This is a genomic window from Pseudomonas sp. WC1 (assembly GCF_050586565.1).
Lineage (GTDB): Bacteria > Pseudomonadota > Gammaproteobacteria > Pseudomonadales > Pseudomonadaceae > Aquipseudomonas.
This window is the reverse complement of record NZ_JBOBDQ010000025.1, coordinates 52,077-71,425: the sequence shown is the minus strand read 5'-3', so window position 1 is coordinate 71,425 and position 19,349 is coordinate 52,077. Positions and strand designations below refer to the sequence as shown.

Here is a 19,349-nt window from a genome sequence, read left to right as displayed (position 1 = left end):
AAACCCCACCCCTGTGGGAGCCGGCTTGCCGGCGAAAGGGCCGCGCTGCGGCCCCAGTGCTGGATCAGTGCCCGCCCAGGTAGGCGTTACGCACCTCCTCGTTGACCAACAGCTCCTGCCCAGTCCCGGTCATGCGAATCTGCCCGTTGACCATCACATAGGCCCTGTCCGACAGCTTCAATGCATGGTTGGCATTCTGCTCGACCAGGAAAATGGTCATCCCGGTCTGCGCCAGCTCGCGCAGGGTCGAGAAGATCTGCTTGACCACGATCGGCGCCAGCCCCAGCGACGGCTCATCGAGCAGCAACAGCTTGGGCCGGCTCATCAGCGCCCGGGCAATCGCCAGCATCTGCTGCTCGCCCCCGGACATGGTCATGGCCCGCTGGTTGCGCCGTTCCTTGAGCCGCGGGAACAGCTCGTACATGCGCTGCATGTCCTGGTCTGCATGTTTGTCGCCGATCGGGATGGTGCCCATCATCAGGTTTTCCTCGACGGTCATGTCGGGGAACACCCGGCGCCCCTCCGGGGACTGGGCGATGCCATTGGACGCGATGTAGTGCGACGACTTGCGGGTGATGTCGGTGCCGCGATACACGATCTGCCCGGATGCCGCGCGCGGCTGGCCGAAGATCGACATCAGCAGCGTGGACTTGCCCGCGCCGTTGGCGCCGATCAGGCTCACCGTCTCGCCTTCGTTGATGTGCATCGAGACCTTCTTCAGGGCCTGGATCGGCCCATAGAACACATCCAGGTCCTTCAGCTCGAGAATGGGCGCGCTCATGTCAGTTCCTCTTCGTCGGCACCCAGGTAGGCGGCAATCACCGTCGGGTTGTGGCGGATATCCTGCGGTGATCCTTCGGCAATCACGTTGCCGTGGTCGAGCACGACGATGTGGTCGGAGATGCTCATGACCATGCCCATGTCGTGCTCGATCAGCACCACGGTGATGTCATGCTCGTCGCGCAGCACGCGGATCATGCGGCTCAGCGCTTCGGTTTCCTGGGGGTTGAGGCCGGCAGCCGGTTCGTCCAGGCAGATGATCTTCGGCCGCGTGCACATGGCCCGGGCAATCTCCAGGCGGCGCTGCTGGCCGTAGGACAGCTCACCGGCCAGGCGGTTGGCGCAGTCCACCAGGTCGACCACCTCCAGCCAGTAGAACGCATGGTCGAGGGCATCGCTCTCGGCCTTGCGGTAGCCCGGGGTATTGAGCACCCCGGCCAGCAGGTTGCGGTTGACCCACATGTGCTGGGCCACCAGCAGGTTCTCCACCACCGACATTTCCTTGAACAGGCGGATATTCTGGAAGGTGCGCGCCAGCCCGGCGCGGTTGACCAGGTGGGTGCCGCCGAACATCTTGTAGTACAGGCGGTTGGCGAAGCGTGCCGGCGAAACGAAGTCCGCCGCCCGGAAGCGCTCGCCGAGCAGCTGGATGACGTTGGTGTGGCTGCCGCGCACGTTCAGTTCGATCCGCCCGCCGGTGGCCTTGTAGAAGCCCGTGAGGCAGTTGAACACCGTGGTCTTGCCGGCGCCATTGGGGCCGATCAGGGCGAAGATCTGGTTGCGTTTGACCTGCAGGCTGACATCGCTGAGCGCCTTGATCCCACCGAACTGCATCATCAGGTTGTCTACAGACAGAATGACTTCGTCGCTCATGGCGCCACTCCTTTACGCGGGACCACGCCGGTACGGCTGATGCGGATCAGCCCCCGCGGTCGCCAGATCATCATCAGCACCATCAGCACGCCGAACAGCAGCACTCGGTATTCGGAGAAGCTGCGCAGCAGCTCGGGCGCCACGGTCAGCACGAACGCCGCGATCACCACGCCCACGGTCGAGCCCATGCCGCCGAGCACGACGATGGCCAGGATCAGCGCGGACTCGAAGAAGGTGAACGACGATGGGTTGACGAAGCCCTGGTAGGTGGCAAAGAACACCCCGGCAAGGCCTGCGGTAGACGCGCCGAGGGTGAACGCGGAAAGCTTGACCAGTACGTGGTTCAGGCCCATCGAGCGGCAGGCGATCTCGTCCTCGCGCAAGGCTTCCCAGGCGCGGCCCACCGGCATGCGGGTCAGCCGGTGCTTGACGTAGAGCACCGCCAGCACCACCAGGAACAGCACCGCGTAGATGAACACGAACTTGAGGTTGGCGTTGTATTCGAAGCCGAAGAACTCGTGGATCGGCACCCCGCCATCCTTGGCCCGGCGGCCGAACTCCAGGCCCAGGAAGGTCGGCGACGGCGCCGGCATGCCGTTGGGGCCGCCGGTGAACGACAGCCAGTTGTTCAACACCAGGCGGATGATCTCACCGAAGCCGAGGGTGACGATGGCCAGGTAGTCGCCATGCATGCGCAACACCGGGAAGCCGAGGATGCACCCCGCCAGCGCCGCGGCGATGGCCGCCAGTGGCAGCACGCTCCAGAAGCCCAGGCCCAGGTACTGGTAGCCCAGCGCCAGGCCGTAGGCACCGATGGCGTAGAACGCCACATAGCCCAGATCAAGCAGGCCGGCCAGGCCGACCACGATGTTCAGGCCCAGCCCCAGCAACACATAGATCAGGCCGAGGATGACCACGGTCAGCAGGTACTTGTTGGCAAAGATCGGGAACACGATGGCGATAACGATCAGCGCCGGGATGATGTAGCGCAGGCGCGACTTGTAGTTCGGCGCCAGCACATGCACGCCCGAGCCGCCGCTGTCGAAGCCCTGAAGCATGCGTTGGCCGGTCGGCGTCTGCAGGAACAGGCTGAGGATGAATCGCCCGACCATCACGCCGCCGACCAGCCAGGCCACGCGGGCGGGTTCGGCATTGAACGTGTAGCCATCGAGCACAACGCCGACGACGGGGCCGAAGACGATAAGGGCCAGCAGGCCCGCGACGAGGGTCTCCAGCAGGCTGCGTTTAAGGTCGAAACCCTTGGTTTGCGAAGCAGAGGCAGTATTGGCAACGGACATGTTTCACACCTTAGCCACGAGCGGGCGACCCAGCAGGCCTTGGGGACGGAAGATGAGGATCATCACCAGCAGCGAGAAGCTGAACACGTCCTTGTAGTCGGAGTTGATCAGGCCGGAGAACAACGATTCGGAAATCCCCAGGATGATCCCACCAAGCATGGCCCCCGGCAGCGAGCCAATGCCGCCGAGCACCGCGGCGGTGAAGGCTTTGATACCGATGATGAAGCCGGCGTAGAAATCGAAGGTGCCGTAGTTCATGGTGATCAGCACGCCGGCCAGCGCAGCCATCACCGCACCGATGACGAACACGTAGGAGATTACCCGGTCGGTATTGATGCCCAGGATCGAGGCCATCTTGCGGTCTTGTTGCGTGGCCCGGCACATGCGCCCGAGCTTGGTGTACTTGATCACGTAGGTGAGCAGTGCCATGCCGACGAAGGCAGCCACCAGGATGAAGATCTTGGTGTAGGTCAGTTGCACGAAACCGGTGCCCACTTCGACACGCATGGCGCCTTCAAGCAGGGTCGGTACGCCTTGCTGGCGGGCGCCCTGGCTGATCTGCGCGTAGTTCTGCAGGATCAGCGAAATGCCGATGGCGCTGATCAAGGGCGCGAGGCGAGTGGAGTTGCGCAGGGGTTTGTAGGCGATGCGTTCGATGGTGAAGCCGTAGACGCCGGTGACGACGATGGTGAACAACAGGGTGCCCAGCATCAGCAGCGGAAACGACTCGATACCGAAGTAGGCCAGCAATGCCAGGCTGATCGCCGCGAGATACGCGGAGATCATGTACACCTCGCCGTGCGCGAAGTTGATCATGCCGATGATGCCATAGACCATTGTGTAGCCGATGGCGATCAGGCCATAGACCGACCCGAGGGTCAGGCCGTTGACCAGTTGCTGCAGGAAAATACCATCCATAACGCAATCTCACCTGATTGAGATTGCACGAGTGCCGACCACGCAGGGCCCGGGTGCAGCGGCCCTCGCAGCGCAGAACTGTGCACATCTACTGACAAAGACAGGTACCGCGGGGCAACGGCCCGGGGCATCGCGCGCCCGGGCCGGATGCCATTGTTATTTTTGTTTTTCCAGCTGGTGGTACTTGCCGTTGGCATCCCACTGGTAGACCACGTAGTCGGAAACCGTCAGGTCGCCCTTCTGGTCCCACTTCTTCTCGCCCATGACAGTCTTGACCGGGTTGGCCTTGAGCCACTTGGCGGCGTCCTCGCCCTTGTTCGACTTGGCGCCGTTGAACGCGGCGGCCAGGGCCTGCACCGATGCGTAGGCATACAGGGTGTAGCCTTCAGGCTCGGTGCCGTTCTTGCGGAACTCCTCGACCACCGCCTTGCTGTCGGGCAGCAGGCGCGGGTCGGCGCCGAAGGTCATGTACACGCCATTGGTGTACTGGGCGCCGCCGGCGGTGGCCACCAGTTCGTCGGTGACGATGCCGTCGTCGGACATGAATGCCACGTCCTTCAGGCCCTGCTCGCGCAGCTGGCGCACCAGAGGGCCGGCCTCCGGGTGCAGGCCGCCGAAGTAGACGACATCGGCACCTGCGGCGCGGATCTTGGTGACAACGGCGCTAAAGTCTTTCTCGCCGCGGGTCAGGCCCTCGTACAGCACCGGGGTGACGCCGCGCTTGATCAGCTGGGCCTTGGTGGCGTCGGCCAGACCCTGGCCATAGGTGTCCTTGTCGTGCAGCACCACCACCTTCTTGCCCTTGAGCACGTCGACAATGTAGTTGCCGGCGACGATGCCCTGCTGGTCGTCACGGCCGCACATGCGGAACATCGCGGACAGGCCGCGCTCGGTCACCTGCGGGTTGGTGGAGCCGGGAGTGATGGCGATCACGCCGGCCTCATCGTAAACCTCGGAAGCGGGGATGGTGTTGGAGGAGCAAAAGTGACCGACCACGCCCGCCACCTTGTCCTGGTCGACCAGGCGGTTGGCCACGGATACTGCCTGCTTCGGCTCGCAAGCGTCATCGCCCTTGACCAGCACGATCTTCTCGCCGTTGACGCCGCCGGCCTTGTTGATCACGTCGGCTGCGGCCTGCGCACCTTTCATGTACTGCTCGCCAAACGCTGCGTTGGCTCCGGTCATCGGGCCCGCGACGCCGATCTTGATGTCGGCCTGAACATACGAAGAAACACCCAGTGCGGTGGCTACAGCCAGTGCCAGGAAACCTTTCTTGTAAAACGTCTGCGACATGAGGTGGTGCTCCTAGAATATTTTTTTTGGTTGGCACTACAACTTCTCAGCCCTGTGCTCCGAGCAAGGGCCGTGCCAGTGGTTTTGTCTTCCGGGAAAACACACGACAAGGGGTGAACAGAGGCGACCGGCGGCCTTTTCTTTATTGAGCGTGCAACCGTCTGCCGCACGGCAAGTGACACCCACACGCCTAGACAAGGAGCAACCAGCGCCCGCCATCATTGCAACCCTCGCAAGTGTTAACGTGCAACCGCGCTGTAACAGCGGACGTCACCGAACTGCACACCACTGGTGCGCGACTGCTACAGGGAGCACTGTTTGAAGGCTAGCTGTTGCGTGAAAAAATACCTGTCGGCGCCGAATGGCGAGCGACGTGGGAGCGGGCTTGCCCCGCGATCCCGCCACATTCTGGACTAAAAGGCTGGCACAATACCGACCATTGCCCGCTTTGGAGCTTCCCCCTGATGAGCGAGAGCGCATTCGCCGAGCGCATCGTGCACAACCTGCTCGACACCGACTTCTACAAGCTCACGATGATGCAGGGCGTCCTGCACAACTACCCGGACGCCGATGTCGAATGGGAGTTTCGCTGCCGCAACGGCGAGGACCTGCGCCCCTACCTGGGCGAGATCCGCAACCAGCTCGAGCTGCTCAGCGAGCTGACCCTGGATGACGGCCAACTGGCCTTCCTCGAGCGCATCAGCTTCCTCAAGCCGGACTTCCTGCGCTTCCTGCGCCTGTTCCGCTTCAACCTGCGCTATGTGCGCATCGGCATCGAGAACGACCAACTGTTCCTGCGCCTGAAAGGCCCATGGCTGCATGTGATCCTGTTCGAAGTGCCGCTGCTGGCCATCATCAGCGAAGTGCGCAACCGCCACCTGCACCCGCGCATGCGCCTGGCCGAAGCCCGCGACCAGCTATATCGCAAGTTCGACTGGCTGCGCGCCCACGCCAGCGACGACGAACTGGCCGAACTGCAGGTGGCCGACTTTGGCACCCGCCGGCGCTTCTCCAGCCGCGTGCAGGAAGACGTGGTGCGGGTGCTGCGCGATGAGTTCCCGGGCCGCTTCGTCGGCACCAGCAACGTCGACCTGGCATGGAAGCTGGATATCAAGCCCCTGGGCACCATGGCCCACGAATGGATCATGGCCCACCAGCAGCTAGGCCCACGGCTGATCGACAGCCAGATCGCCGCTCTGGACTGCTGGGTGCGCGAGTACCGTGGGCTGCTCGGCATCGCCCTGACCGACTGCATCACCATGGATGCCTTCCTGAAGGATTTCGACCTGTACTTCGCCAAGCTGTTCGATGGCCTGCGCCACGATTCGGGCGAGCCGGTGGCCTGGGCGGAAAAGGCCATCGCCCATTATCAGAAGCTCGGTATCGACCCGATGACCAAGACCCTGGTGTTCTCCGATGGCCTGAACCTGACCCGCTCGCTGGAGATCTTCCGTGCCTTGCGCGGGCGCATCAACGTCAGCTTTGGCATCGGTACCAATCTGACGTGCGACATCCCCGGCGTGGCACCGATGAACATCGTGCTTAAAATGACCGACTGCAACGGCTCGCCGGTGGCGAAGATCTCCGACGAAGCCGCCAAGACGCAGTGCCGTGACGAAAACTTCGTCGCTTACATGCGCCACGTATTCAAAGTCCACAGCAAGGAGTAACCCATGCAAGCCGTTCAGCAAGAGATTGCCCGGGCGCTCAAGGTGCAGCCGCCATTCGCCGATGCTGCCGCCCTTGAGCAGGAAGTGGCCCGGCGCGTGGCGTTCATCAAGGACTGCCTGGCCAATGCCCGGCTCAAGACCCTGGTGCTGGGCATCAGTGGCGGTGTCGACTCGCTGACCGCCGCCCTGCTCGCGCAGCGCGCCATCTGCGAGCTGCGCGACGAAACCGGCGACAAGGCATATACCTTCATCGCCGTGCGCCTGCCGTACCACGTGCAGCACGACGAGCACGACGCCCAGGCCTGCCTGGAGGTGATCAAGGCCGACGAGGTGCACACCATCGACATCGCGCCAGCCGTAAAGGCCTTGGCGGCGGAGGTCGAGGAACTGAAAAACGGCTCGCCGACCCTGGTCGACTTCGTCGTTGGCAACGTCAAGGCGCGCACGCGCATGGTCGCCCAATACACCGTCGCCGGTGCCCGTGCGGGCCTGGTGATCGGCACGGATCACGCGGCCGAAGCGGTGATGGGCTTCTTCACCAAGTTCGGTGACGGGGCCTGCGACCTGGCGCCGCTGAGCGGGCTGGTGAAAAACCAGGTGCGCTCCATTGCGCGCAGCTTTGGCGCGCCGGAATCGCTGGTGGAAAAAGTACCGACCGCGGACCTCGAAGACCTCGAACCGGGCAAGCCGGACGAAGCGTCCCACGGCGTGACCTACCAGCAGATCGACGCCTTCCTGCACGGTGAGCCGGTGAGCCAGGAGGCGTTCGACATCATCGTCGCCACCTACCGCAAGACCCAGCACAAGCGCGAGCTGCCGTTCGCCCCTTGATCCGGCTATGAAAACAACTGTGGGAGCGTGCCTGCCCTGCGATGACGTTGGTGGTTTCACCTTCGCCATCGCGGGGCAAGCCCGCTCCCACAAGGGTACTGCGTCAGGCGTCGCTTACTTGACGACGACCTTGCCCTTCATCATCGAGATGTGGCCAGGGAAGGTGCAGAAGAAGCTGTAGTCGCCACCGGCTTCCAGCTTGGAAGTATCGAGCTTGAAGGTGTCTTTTTCGCCGGCACCGATCATCTTGGTGTGGCCGATGATCGCGGCGTTGTCGGCCTTGATGTAATCCTTGTCCAGGCCTTGCGACATGCCTTCGGTGGCGATGGCCTGCATGTCGGCGGTCTTGCTGATGACCAGGTTGTGGCCCATGACGTTCTTCGGCAGGCTGCCACCGTGGGTCAGTTCGATCTCGACGGTCTTGCAGCTCTTGTCGACGGTGAATTCCTTGGTGTTGAACGACATCTGGTCGGTCGAGTCGACAGTCACCTTGCAGTCGGCGGCAAAGACGGAGGCGCTGGCGAGGGTCAGCAGGGATACCGCTACAGCTTTCGCAAACATCATGAATCTCCTTGGCAGGGTTTTATCAATTGCGAGACTGCCTGAAAACCGGACGCCCGTACCTGATATGGGTCAAGAGGTGTCAAGTCGCCAGCCAGTAGATTTGTTCAATGGATTGTATACAACCAATCAAAGTGCACATCATGCCCTCTTAATGGACGATGAGACAACCTCTCAATTAGGAGCAATGTCATGACATTGAGCAGCATGATGCGCAGCCTGCTGGCAGCCTACGCCTGTGGCGCGGCCGGTTCGGCGGCCTGCGAGTTCGCCCGCCCCGAATGATCCCCTTGGAAGCGACAGGCATGCGCCTTACCCTGTGCGCGCATGTAAAGGGAGATAAGCAATGCCTGTACGTTCCATTTGTGTCTTCTGTGGCGCCAGCATCGGTGCCAACCCTGCCTACCGTGAAGCCGCCGTCGCCCTCGGCCAGACCATCGCACGCCGTGGCCTGACGCTGGTGTACGGCGGCGGCGCGGTCGGCCTGATGGGCACCGTCGCCGATGCCGCCATGGCGGCGGGTGGCGAGGTTGTCGGCATCATTCCTGAAAGCCTGATGAACGCCGAAATCGGCCACAAGGGCCTGACCCGCCTGGAGGTGGTGGATGGCATGCATGCGCGCAAGGCGCGCATGGCCGAACTCAGCGACGCCTTCATCGCCCTGCCGGGTGGCCTGGGTACGCTGGAGGAGCTGTTCGAGGTGTGGACCTGGGGGCAACTAGGCTATCACGCCAAGCCGCTGGGGCTGCTGGATGTGAATGGGTTCTATGCGAAGCTCGGCGGGTTCCTCGACCATATTGTCGAGGAAGGCTTCGTACGGCCGCAGCACCGGGCGATGCTGTTGCTCGGGGAGCAGCCGGAGGCGCTGCTGGAGGGGATGGATCGATTCGAGTCGCCGGTGTTGCCGAAGTGGGTGGACAAGAAGCCTGATTAATCGAAAAGGGGCTGCGCTGCAGCCCATCGCCGGCAAGCCGGCTCCCACAGGTGCAGCACATGCCTTGCCCTAGTGGGAGCCGGCTTGCCGGCGATGGGCCGCAACGCGGCCCCTTTTATGATCAACGCGGGATGACAGGCTGGCGCGGCTTCTTGCCCTTGCCGCCACCACCCTTGGCCGCTTCCTTGCGCTCCTTGGCCGCCTGCTGGTTGCGGGCGAACGCCTCGGCCTTGGCTTTCTCGCGCTTGTCCCACGGCTTGCTGCCATCGCTGGCACGCGGCGGCAGGCCGGTGTGCTGGGTGAGGATCTTCTGGTCCTTGCCCACCTTGTGGCTGCCGGCCGGGGTCGAGTTCTTGCGCCGCGCACTCTGGTAAGTGTCGGTCGCCGGCTGGTGCAGCGGGATCAGCTGGTGCTTGCCTGGCCCGATCAGGTCGGCGCGGCCCATGCGCTGCAGCGCCTCGCGCAGCATCGGCCAGCCCTTTGGATCGTGATAACGCAGGAACGCCTTGTGCAAGCGGCGCTGCTCCTCGCTCTTGACGATCTCCACCCCTTCGCTCTTGTAGGTGACCTTGCGCAGCGGGTTCTTGCCCGAATGGTACATGGCGGTGGCCGAAGCCATCGGCGACGGATAGAACGCCTGCACCTGGTCGGCGCGGAAGCCATTGCCCTTGAGCCACAGGGCCAGGTTCATCATGTCTTCGTCGGTGGTGCCCGGGTGGGCGGCGATGAAGTATGGGATCAGGTACTGCTCCTTGCCCGCCTCTTTCGAGAACTTCTCGAACATGCGCTTGAAGCGGTCGTAGGTGCCGATGCCCGGCTTCATCATCTTGTCCAGCGGACCACGCTCGGTGTGCTCCGGGGCGATCTTCAGGTAACCGCCAACGTGGTGGGTGACCAGCTCACGCACGTACTCCGGCGACTCGACCGCCAGGTCGTAGCGCAGGCCCGAGGCGATCAGGATCTTCTTGACCCCCGGCAGGGCACGAGCCTTGCGATACAGCTCGATCAGCGAGCTGTGGTCGGTGTTGAGGTTCTCGCAGATGCCCGGGAACACGCACGAAGGCTTGCGGCAGTGCTTCTCGATGTCGTGGCTCTTGCAGGCAATGCGGTACATGTTGGCGGTCGGGCCGCCGAGGTCGGAGACCACGCCGGTGAAGCCCGGCACCTTGTCGCGCATCTCCTCGATCTCGTGCAGGATCGACTCGTGGGAGCGGTTCTGGATGATCCGGCCTTCGTGCTCGGTGATCGAGCAGAAGGTGCAGCCACCGAAGCAGCCACGCATGATGTTCACCGAGAAGCGGATCATCTCGTAGGCCGGGATGCGCTCCTTGCCATACGCCGGGTGCGGGATGCGCGCATAGGGCATGCCGAACACATAGTCCATCTCTTCGGTGGTCATGGGAATGGGTGGCGGGTTGAACCACACATCCACCTCGCCATGCTTCTGCACCAGGGCGCGGGCGTTGCCCGGGTTGGTCTCCAGGTGCAGCACACGGTTGGCGTGGGCATAGAGCACCGGGTCGTTGCGCACCTTCTCGAACGACGGCAGGCGGATCACCGACTTCTCGCGGGTGACGCTCGGGCTGTCGAGGATCTGCACGACCTTGGCTTCGTTCGGGTCTTCCTGGTCGCCCTTGGCCTGCTCGATGGCACAGGCCTGGGTGTCCTGGGTGTTCACGTACGGGTTGATGATCTTGTCGACCCGACCCGGGCGGTCGATACGGGTGGAGTCGATCTCGAACCAGCCCTGCGGGGTGTCGCGACGAATGAACGCGGTGCCGCGCACATCGGTGATGTGCTCGATGCTTTCACCCTGGGACAGGCGCTGGGCAACCTCGACGATCGCGCGTTCGGCGTTGCCGTACAGCAGGATGTCGGCACTGGCGTCGACCAGGATCGAGTGGCGGACCTTGTCCTGCCAGTAGTCGTAATGGGCGATGCGGCGCAGCGAGGCCTCGATGCCGCCGAGCACGATCGGCACGTGCTTGTAGGCCTCCTTGCAGCGCTGGCTGTACACCAGGCTGGCGCGGTCCGGACGCTTGCCGGCCATGCCGCCTGGCGTGTAGGCGTCGTCGGAACGGATTTTCTTGTCCGCGGTGTAGCGGTTGATCATCGAGTCCATGTTGCCCGCCGCGACCCCGAAGAACAGGTTCGGCTCGCCGAGCTTCATGAAGTCGTCCTTCGACTGCCAGTTCGGCTGGGCGATGATGCCCACCCGGAAGCCCTGGGCCTCGAGCAGGCGGCCGATGATGGCCATGCCGAACGATGCGTGGTCGACGTAGGCGTCACCGGTCACGATGATGATGTCGCAGGAATCCCAGCCGAGCTGATCCATCTCCTCCCTGCTCATCGGCAGGAACGGCGCTGGCCCGAAGCATTCGGCCCAGTACTTGGGATAGTCGTAGAGTGGTTTGGCTGCTTGCATGTCAGTGACCGGTTCTAATGTGCAGGAAAATCGCGGGCGCGGAATATAGCACAAATTTTGACCAAATCCGACGGTGGTGGTCGGATTCATCTGTAGCTTCCACTGGCCCTATCGCCGGCAAGCCGGCTCCCACAGGAGCGCTACTGCCGGGGTAGGCTCGGTGATTATTCGTCGTCGTCGAAGTTGTACATGCCCGGCGCGAGGTTCTCGAAGCGGGTGTACTTGCCGATGAACGCCAGGCGAATGAAGCCGATGGGGCCGTTACGCTGCTTGCCGATGATGATCTCGGCCACGCCCTTGTGCTCGGTCTCGGGGTGATACACCTCGTCACGGTAGACGAACATGATCACGTCGGCGTCCTGCTCGATCGCACCCGATTCACGAAGGTCGGAGTTGACCGGGCGCTTGTTGGGGCGCTGCTCCAGGGAGCGGTTGAGCTGTGACAGGGCGATTACCGGGCAGTTGAATTCCTTGGCCAGCGCCTTGAGCGAGCGGGAGATCTCGGAAATCTCGTTGGTCCGGTTGTCACCGGCCGAACCCGGGATCTGCATCAGCTGCAGGTAGTCGACCATGATCATGGCGATCTCGCCATGCTCGCGAGCCAGGCGGCGGGTGCGCGCACGCATTTCCGATGGACTGATGCCGGCGGTATCGTCGATGAACAGCTTGCGGTCGTTCAGCAGGTTGACCGCCGAGGTCAGCCGCGGCCAGTCGTCGTCGTCCAGCTGACCGGAACGCACCTTGGTCTGGTCGATGCGCCCCAGGGACGACAGCATACGCATGATCAGCGATTCACCGGGCATCTCGAGGGAGAACACCAGCACCACCTTGTCGCTGCGCAACACGGCGTTTTCCACCAGGTTCATGGCGAAGGTGGTCTTGCCCATCGACGGACGGCCCGCGACGATGATCAGGTCGGCGGCCTGCAGGCCGCTGGTCTTTTCGTCCAGGTCGGTGAAACCGGTGGACACGCCGGTGATGTCGCTGTCGGAGTTGAACAGCGTGTCGATACGGTCGATGGCCATGGTCAACAACTCATTGACCCCCACCGGCCCGCCGGTCTTCGGCCGCGCCTCGGCGATCTGGAAGATCTGCCGTTCGGCGTCGTCGAGGATCTCTTCGGCGTTACGCCCCTGCGGGTTGAAGGCGTTGTCTGCGATATCGGTGCTGATGCTGATCAGCTGCCGCAGCGTGGCCCGCTCGCGGATGATCGCGGCGTAGGCCTTGATGTTGGCTACCGACGGCGTGTTCTTGGCCAGCTCGGCCAGATACGCCAGGCCGCCGACCTGGGTGGACACGCCTTCCTTGTCCAGTTGCTCGTGCAGGGTGACCACGTCGAACGGCTGGTTCGCATCCACCAACTTGTGGATGGCGCGGAAGATCAGGCGATGGTCATGCCGATAGAAATCGCCGTCCGACACCTGATCCAGCACCCGTTCCCAAGCGTTGTTGTCCAGCATCAGGCCACCGAGCACGGCCTGTTCGGCCTCGATGGAATGCGGCGGCACCTTCAGGGCAGCGGTTTGCAGGTCGAGTTGTTCGGGGGTGGTGATCTCGTTCATGGCCACGAAAGAATTCTGGAAGATGAAAAAGACAAAGGGCACGGCCTGCGCAAAACAGGACCGTGCCCGATGTTAACCGCCTGGCCCGCGAGGGACCAGCCGATTACGCAGCTTAGGCAGCTACGACGACCACACGTACGGTGGCTTCAACGTCGCTGTGCAGGTGCACGGCTACGTCGTATTCGCCAACCTGACGGATGGTGCCGTTCGGCAGACGAACTTCAGCCTTGGCCACTTCAACGCCGGAGGCGGTCAGGGCGTCAGCGATGTCGTGGGTGCCGATCGAACCGAACAGCTTGCCTTCGTCGCCAGCGGTGGCAGTGATGGTCACTTCCAGCTCGGCCAGTTGGGCAGCGCGGCTTTCAGCCGAAGCTTTTTTCTCTGCGGCGGCTTTTTCCAGCTCGGCGCGGCGTTCTTCGAACGCGGCCAGGTTGGCGGCGTTGGCAACGGTGGCCTTGCCGAATGGCAGCAGGAAGTTACGGCCGTAACCAGCCTTAACGTTTACTTTGTCGCCCAGGTTGCCCAGGTTGGCGACTTTTTCCAGCAGGATCAGTTCCATTTGGTAAAACCTCTTAACTTTTAACCTTCACCGTTCGCGGAGTCGTCACCCTGTGAAGGGGACTTGCGACCGCGAAAATCAATCAGGCTGTCGACAATGGCCAGAACCACGAGCAACGGATACATCAGCTGCATGAGCAGCGGCAACGTCACGTACATCCCCACCAGCCAGAAACCGGCCAGTCGCCCTTGTGCCACCAGCCCGTGAATCAGGGCGATGCCAGCGAGCAGCAGCACCAGGCTGGACGCACTGGCCAGGACGATGAACTGAGACCCGATGAACGGGCCCAACACCATCAATGACACCAGCACCAGCATGGGTACCAGCGGCAGCCTCAGTTCGCGAAACTCGCGCCCGAAACCACCGGGGTTGTACAACGCAGCCTGCCAATAGCGCGCCAGCATCAAGGCCAGCAGGCTGAACAGCTGCAGCATTACCGCACTGGAAGCGACCAGCAAAGGGCCGATCAGCTCACCAGGTAGTACTGGTTGGCCCTCGAACTGCGGCAGGGCTTTTTCAAGCGCCTTGGCCAGCACCTCGAAGGTTTCGCGCATCACTGCATCCAGGATCAGGCTGTACAGCAAGCCTAATGCGACACTGGACAGCAGTACCCGGGTCCAGGAATGCCCGGCGCGCAACGAGGCGGCCAGACCCAGCGTTCCCAAAAGCACCAGCAAGGTGCTCGGTTCGCCGAAGAACCCCATGATCAACGCTGGCAAAAGGCCCCAGGCGATGACCGATGAAGCGTCCTTGAACCCGCGCCGCAGGAGCACGAGGCTCCCGGCAGCGGCACTCAACCAGAACAGCAGCGGCAGTACCGCGCTGATGACCACCACGAGGGTGGCCTGCACACGACCGCGCATGATGAAACTTGCCAACGCTCGCATGCTTATCCCTTGCTACTTAGTCGACGACCCGGTCTCAGCGGCCGTGGCTGTCGGTGTAGGGCAGCAGGGCCAGGAAGCGGGCGCGCTTGATAGCGGTGGCCAGCTGACGCTGATAACGAGCTTTGGTACCGGTGATGCGGCTTGGAACGATCTTGCCGGTTTCGGATACGTAAGCTTTCAGGGTGTTGAGATCTTTGAAGTCGATCTCTTTCACGTCTTCAGCAGTGAAGCGGCAGAATTTACGACGACGGAAGAAACGTGCCATGTAATAGGCTCCTCAAAAGGTCCGTGGATTACTCGTCAGCGTTATCGCTGTTGTCGCTGTCATTGCTGTCGTCGCCTTCGGCGCCATCAGCATGCTCAGGACGTTCACGACGCTCACGGCGCTCGCTGCGGTTCTCTTCTGCCTTGAGCATCTCGGACGGGCCGGTGACGGCTTCGTCGCGACGGATGACCAGGTTACGGATCACGGCATCGTTGTAGCGGAAGTTGTCTTCCAGCTCGGCCAGGGCCTTGCCGGAGCACTCAACGTTCAGCATCACGTAGTGAGCCTTGTGAACATTGTTGATTGCGTAGGCCAGTTGACGACGGCCCCAGTCTTCCAGGCGGTGGATCTTGCCACCATCTTCTTCGATCAGCTTGGTGTAACGCTCAACCATGCCGCCGACTTGCTCGCTCTGGTCCGGGTGAACCAGGAAGATGATTTCGTAATGACGCATGAATGCTCCTTACGGGTTAGTAGTCTGCCAGCAACCTGGTCAGACAAGGAGTGAATGACACTGTATGTCTTGCCCTAGAGAGAAGGCACATGCGCGCCTGCCAGCTCGGCAAGGGGCGCAATTGTAGAGAAGCCGGGAAGGACAAGCAAGGAGGTTGGCGAATATTTGAACAGCCGGAAACATATTCGCCAGGTCGGGTGATTCTTGCGGGAACGGGGCTCGTGGGAGCGGCGATGCGGCGACCCGCCCCGCGATGGTGGTGGGTTTGCCATCGCATCGCGGGGCAAGCCCGCTCCCACGACCCCGCCCCACGAGCAATGAATCAGCGCTTGACCTGACGCTGCCTCACGGCCTCGAACAGGCACACCCCGGTGGCCACCGAAACGTTCAGGCTGCTGACGCTGCCGCCCATCGGCAACTTCACCAGGAAATCACAGTGTTCACGGGTCAGGCGGCGCATGCCCTTGCCTTCGGCCCCCATGATCATCACCAGCGGACCGGTCAGGTCCTGTTGGTAGATTTCCTGCTCGGCCTCGCCAGCGGTACCGACCACCCACAGTCCGCGCTGCTGGAGTTTCTCCAGGGTACGCGCCAGGTTGGTCACGGCCACCAGCGGCATCACCTCGGCGGCGCCGCAGGCCACCTTGCGCACCACGCCGGTCAGGGTCGCGGACTTGTCCTTGGGGATCACCACGGCAGTCGCCCCGGCCGCATCGGCGGTGCGCAGGCAGGCGCCGAGGTTGTGCGGATCGGTAACGCCATCGAGCACCAGGATCAGTGGCGGCGTCTCGGTGCGCTCGAGCAGCTCGTCGAGCATCGCCTCGCCCCATACCTGGCTCGGACTCACGTCGGCGACCACCCCCTGATGCACACCTTCGACCCAGGCGTCGAGCTCACGGCGCTCGGCCTGGCCGACCTGGACGCGGTTCTGCGCAGCCAGCTCCAGCAGGGCCTGGATGCGTGGCTCACTGCGCCCTTCGGACAGCCAGATCTGCTTTACCCGCTTGGGGTGGTGTTGCAGCAGCGCCTGCACGGCATGCACGCCGTAGATCTTTTCCAGCTGACTCATGACTTGTTCTTGCCCTTGCGTGGCGCGCCGGACTTGGGCGGCCCCTTGCGATGCTTGGTCGGCTTGCCGGACGACTTGCCACCTTTTTCCGACTTGCCGCCGGCATGGCCGCTGGCACGCGCCTCGCCCATCAGCGCCTTCTTCATTTCACGGCTCTTGCGCACCTCGGCATTGCGCTGCACGGCGTCTTTCGGGAAGTACGCCTCGGAGGCCTCGCTCTTGCGGCTGCGCGGCTTGGGCGAAATCTTCGCTTCGGCGGCAGGCGCCTGCTCGGCCACCGGCTGCGCGGCAGCGCGTGGCTTGCGGCCGACCGGCGCGGTGACGGTCTTCTCCGACATTTCGAAGTCGATCTTGCGCTGCTCGAGGTCGACACGCATGACCTTCACCTCGACCGTGTCGCCCAGGCGGAAGCTGCGGCCGCTGCGCTCACCGGACAGGCGGTGATGCACCGGATCGAAGTGGTAGTAGTCACCCGGCAGGGCGCTGACATGCACCAGGCCTTCGACATAGATGTCGGTCAGCTCGATGAACAGGCCAAAGCCGGTCACCGCGGTGATCACACCAGGGAAGGTCTCGCCGACGCGATCACGCATGTACTCGCACTTGAGCCAGTTGACCACGTCGCGTGTGGCTTCGTCGGCGCGGCGCTCGGTCATCGAGCACTGCTCGCCCATCTGTTCGAGGCTGTTCTCGTCGTACGGGTAGATGCGCGCCTTGGGAATGCTCATGGCACCGGCGCGCTTGACGTGCGGGGTGTCGACCTTGGAGCGGATCACGCTGCGGATGGCGCGGTGCACCAGCAGGTCCGGGTAACGACGGATCGGCGAGGTGAAGTGGGTGTAGGCCTCGTAGTTCAGGCCGAAGTGACCGTTGTTCTCGACGCTGTACACCGCCTGGCTCAGCGAGCGCAGCATGACGGTCTGGATCAGGTGGAAGTCCGGGCGCCCGGCGATACTCGCCAGCAGCGCCTGGTAGTCCTTCGGCGAAGGATCCTTGCCTTTGTGCAGGCTCAGGCCCAGCTCACCGAGGAATGCGCGCAACTTCTCCAGGCGCTCGGGCGGCGGACCATCGTGCACGCGGTACAGCGCAGGCACGTTGTGCTTCTGCAGGAACTCGGCCGTCGCGACGTTGGCCGCCAGCATGCACTCTTCGATCAGCTTGTGGGCATCGTTGCGCACGGTCGGACGAATCTCGTCGATCTTGCGGTCTTCGCCGAAGATAATCCGGGTTTCCTGGGTCTCGAAGTCAATCGCGCCGCGGGTGTGACGGGCCGCCAGGAGCACCTTGTACAGGGCGTACAGGCTCTTCAGGTCCGGCAGCACCGCGCTGTATTCCTCGCGCAGGGCCTTGCCTTCGCGGGTACGGGAATGCTCGAGCATGCTGCTGACCTTGTTGTAGGTCAGGCGCGCATGGGAGTGGATCACACCCTCGTAGAACTGGTAGTCGACCATCTGGCCGGCCTTGTTGATGGTCATTTCGCAGACCATGGCCAGGCGATCGACGTGCGGGTTCAGCGAGCACAGGCCGTTGGACAGCTCTTCGGGCAGCATCGGCACGACGCGCTCGGGGAAGTACACCGAGTTACCCCGTTGCTGCGCTTCGGTATCCAGGGCCGAACCCAGGCGCACGTAGCTGGAAACGTCAGCGATCGCCACGTACAGGCGCCAGCCGCCGGAGAACATGCGCAGCTTGCCCAGCGGCTCGCAATACACCGCATCGTCGAAGTCGCGGGCGTCTTCGCCGTCGATGGTGACGAAAGGCAGATGGCGCAGGTCGATGCGCTTCTCTTTATCTTTCTCCTCGACTTCCGAGCGGTACTTGCGCGCTTCCTTGATCACCTCCTGCGGCCAGACATGCGGGATGTCATAGCTGCGCAGGGCGATGTCGATCTCCATGCCCGGCGCCATGTAGTTGCCGATCACCTCGACCACATCACCCTGCGGCTGGAAGCGCGGGGTTGGCCAGTGGGTGATCTTGATCGACACGAACTGGCCGATCTTGGCGCCGCCGTTGCGCCCGGCGGTGACCAGCACTTCCTGCTGGATCTTCGGGTTGTCGGGGGTCACATAGCCGATGCCGCCCTCTTCGAAGTAACGGCCGACCACGCTTTCGTGGGCACGGGAGATGACTTCCACCAGCACACCTTCGCGGCGGCCACGGCGGTCCACGCCGGAAACCCGGGCCAGGCCGCGGTCGCCGTCGAACACCAGGCGCATCTGCGACGGGCTGAGGAACAGGTCTTCGCTGCCATCGTCGGGAATCAGGAAGCCGAAACCGTCGCGGTGGCCGGACACGCGGCCACAGATAAGGTCAAGCTTGTCCACCGGGGCATAGGTGCCGCGCCGGGTATAGATAAGCTGACCGTCGCGCTCCATGGCACGCAGGCGGCGGCGCAGGGCTTCGATCTGGTCTTCTTCGTAAAGACCGAACTCTTCGGCCAGCTGTTCGCGGGCAGCCGGCTCGCCACGGTCGGCGAGGCGCTGCAGGATCAGCTCACGGCTGGGGATAGGGTTGTCGTATTTTTCCGCTTCGCGAGCGGCCTCGGGATCGAGGGATTGCCAATCGGCCATCAGAAGGGGTTCACCTTGGGGTATATAGATATGAATTCTGGCATAGGCGTATTGAAACCGGAAATGTCAGCCTTGGACAGCCCCGGCGTGGTATCCGCCGAATGGAAATAGGCGCGTGGAATCAACGGGTTGAATTTTTTGAATTTTTTTTCGATCAGGGGCTTTACAGCCATCAGGAGCGTCCGTATAGTGCGCACCACAACGACGGACAACCCCGAAGTTGTAGTAGAGATGAACGACGCTGTAAAGCATCTTTTAATCTCGAATGTGTGCCCAGGTGGCGGAATTGGTAGACGCGCTGGTTTCAGGTATCAGTGACTTAACGGTCGTGGAAGTTCGAGTCTTCTCCTGGGCACCAAAAATTTTCAAGTAACAGATGACCAAGGATCTGTTACTACTG

At 62.7% G+C, this 19,349-nt stretch carries 18 protein-coding genes and 1 tRNA gene; 4 read left to right on the top strand and 15 right to left on the bottom strand.

Annotated features, from left to right (window positions below; translation table 11 throughout):
* Positions 1 to 64: 64 nt before the first annotated feature.
* The 5 genes from ACQ4OD_RS13665 to ACQ4OD_RS13645 form a co-directional block, all read right to left on the bottom strand.
* Positions 65 to 781, bottom strand: a complete 717-nt coding sequence (locus tag ACQ4OD_RS13665; protein ID WP_023629375.1) for an ABC transporter ATP-binding protein — start codon at positions 779 to 781, stop codon at positions 65 to 67.
* A complete protein-coding gene (locus ACQ4OD_RS13660) occupies positions 778 to 1,653 on the bottom strand; it encodes an ABC transporter ATP-binding protein (protein WP_031314650.1) in 876 nt (291 codons plus the stop codon). The genes ACQ4OD_RS13665 and ACQ4OD_RS13660 overlap by 4 nt, the downstream gene beginning before the upstream one ends.
* Positions 1,650 to 2,951 carry a high-affinity branched-chain amino acid ABC transporter permease LivM gene (livM, locus tag ACQ4OD_RS13655; RefSeq protein WP_139673804.1) on the bottom strand — a complete coding sequence of 434 codons (1,302 nt, stop codon included), beginning with the start codon at positions 2,949 to 2,951 and terminating at the stop codon, positions 1,650 to 1,652. The genes ACQ4OD_RS13660 and livM overlap by 4 nt, the downstream gene beginning before the upstream one ends.
* 3 nt (positions 2,952 to 2,954) lie before the next feature.
* Entirely contained in the window at positions 2,955 to 3,869 is a 915-nt protein-coding gene (locus ACQ4OD_RS13650) for an ABC transporter permease subunit (RefSeq protein WP_102683954.1), read from the bottom strand.
* A gap of 156 nt (positions 3,870 to 4,025) precedes the next feature.
* Positions 4,026 to 5,162: a branched-chain amino acid ABC transporter substrate-binding protein gene (locus ACQ4OD_RS13645; RefSeq protein ID WP_046854013.1), complete on the bottom strand. Its 1,137-nt coding sequence runs from the start codon at positions 5,160 to 5,162 to the stop codon at positions 4,026 to 4,028.
* Positions 5,163 to 5,626: 464 nt separating this feature from the next.
* On the opposite strand from ACQ4OD_RS13645, the gene pncB reads away from it, so the two are divergent.
* Positions 5,627 to 6,832: a nicotinate phosphoribosyltransferase gene (gene pncB / locus ACQ4OD_RS13640; RefSeq protein ID WP_430944431.1), complete on the top strand. Its 1,206-nt coding sequence runs from the start codon at positions 5,627 to 5,629 to the stop codon at positions 6,830 to 6,832.
* Positions 6,833 to 6,835: 3 nt separating this feature from the next.
* Positions 6,836 to 7,663 (top strand): ammonia-dependent NAD(+) synthetase, encoded by an 828-nt coding sequence (gene nadE, locus ACQ4OD_RS13635; protein ID WP_430944430.1) that lies wholly within the window; start codon positions 6,836 to 6,838, stop codon positions 7,661 to 7,663.
* A 114-nt stretch (positions 7,664 to 7,777) separates the two neighbouring features.
* Here nadE and azu read toward each other — a convergent pair whose 3' ends face one another.
* A complete protein-coding gene (gene azu, locus ACQ4OD_RS13630; protein WP_102683950.1) occupies positions 7,778 to 8,224 on the bottom strand; it encodes an azurin in 447 nt (148 codons plus the stop codon).
* A 346-nt stretch (positions 8,225 to 8,570) separates the two neighbouring features.
* Between azu and ACQ4OD_RS13625 the strand changes: the two genes are divergently transcribed.
* A complete protein-coding gene (locus tag ACQ4OD_RS13625; RefSeq protein WP_198755621.1) occupies positions 8,571 to 9,158 on the top strand; it encodes a TIGR00730 family Rossman fold protein in 588 nt (195 codons plus the stop codon).
* 121 nt (positions 9,159 to 9,279) lie between these two features.
* Here ACQ4OD_RS13625 and ACQ4OD_RS13620 read toward each other — a convergent pair whose 3' ends face one another.
* The 9 genes from ACQ4OD_RS13620 to ACQ4OD_RS13580 form a co-directional block, all read right to left on the bottom strand.
* A complete protein-coding gene (locus ACQ4OD_RS13620) occupies positions 9,280 to 11,583 on the bottom strand; it encodes a YgiQ family radical SAM protein (RefSeq protein ID WP_046854008.1) in 2,304 nt (767 codons plus the stop codon).
* 164 nt (positions 11,584 to 11,747) lie between these two features.
* On the bottom strand, positions 11,748 to 13,145 hold the full coding sequence (gene dnaB / locus ACQ4OD_RS13615; protein WP_046854007.1) for a replicative DNA helicase: 1,398 nt from the start codon (positions 13,143 to 13,145) through the stop codon (positions 11,748 to 11,750).
* A gap of 112 nt (positions 13,146 to 13,257) precedes the next feature.
* Entirely contained in the window at positions 13,258 to 13,704 is a 447-nt protein-coding gene (gene rplI / locus ACQ4OD_RS13610; RefSeq protein ID WP_046854006.1) for a 50S ribosomal protein L9, read from the bottom strand.
* Positions 13,705 to 13,724: 20 nt separating this feature from the next.
* Positions 13,725 to 14,591 carry a hypothetical protein gene (locus tag ACQ4OD_RS13605; RefSeq protein WP_046854005.1) on the bottom strand — a complete coding sequence of 289 codons (867 nt, stop codon included), beginning with the start codon at positions 14,589 to 14,591 and terminating at the stop codon, positions 13,725 to 13,727.
* A 34-nt stretch (positions 14,592 to 14,625) separates the two neighbouring features.
* Entirely contained in the window at positions 14,626 to 14,856 is a 231-nt protein-coding gene (rpsR, locus tag ACQ4OD_RS13600; RefSeq protein ID WP_003249563.1) for a 30S ribosomal protein S18, read from the bottom strand.
* 28 nt (positions 14,857 to 14,884) lie between these two features.
* Positions 14,885 to 15,310, bottom strand: coding sequence for a 30S ribosomal protein S6 (rpsF, locus tag ACQ4OD_RS13595; protein WP_023629370.1), 426 nt, complete (start codon positions 15,308 to 15,310; stop codon positions 14,885 to 14,887).
* Positions 15,311 to 15,632: 322 nt separating this feature from the next.
* Positions 15,633 to 16,379 (bottom strand): 23S rRNA (guanosine(2251)-2'-O)-methyltransferase RlmB, encoded by a 747-nt coding sequence (rlmB, locus tag ACQ4OD_RS13590; protein WP_102683943.1) that lies wholly within the window; start codon positions 16,377 to 16,379, stop codon positions 15,633 to 15,635.
* Entirely contained in the window at positions 16,376 to 18,949 is a 2,574-nt protein-coding gene (gene rnr / locus ACQ4OD_RS13585) for a ribonuclease R (protein WP_430944429.1), read from the bottom strand. The genes rlmB and rnr overlap by 4 nt, the downstream gene beginning before the upstream one ends.
* Complete coding sequence (locus ACQ4OD_RS13580; RefSeq protein WP_430944428.1) at positions 18,949 to 19,122, bottom strand: hypothetical protein; 174 nt, start codon at positions 19,120 to 19,122, stop codon at positions 18,949 to 18,951. Before ACQ4OD_RS13580 ends, rnr begins: the two co-directional genes overlap by 1 nt.
* Before the next feature lie 98 nt (positions 19,123 to 19,220).
* On the opposite strand from ACQ4OD_RS13580, the gene ACQ4OD_RS13575 reads away from it, so the two are divergent.
* Positions 19,221 to 19,307: transfer RNA gene (locus ACQ4OD_RS13575), tRNA-Leu, on the top strand.
* The last annotated feature ends 42 nt before the right edge of the window (positions 19,308 to 19,349 follow it).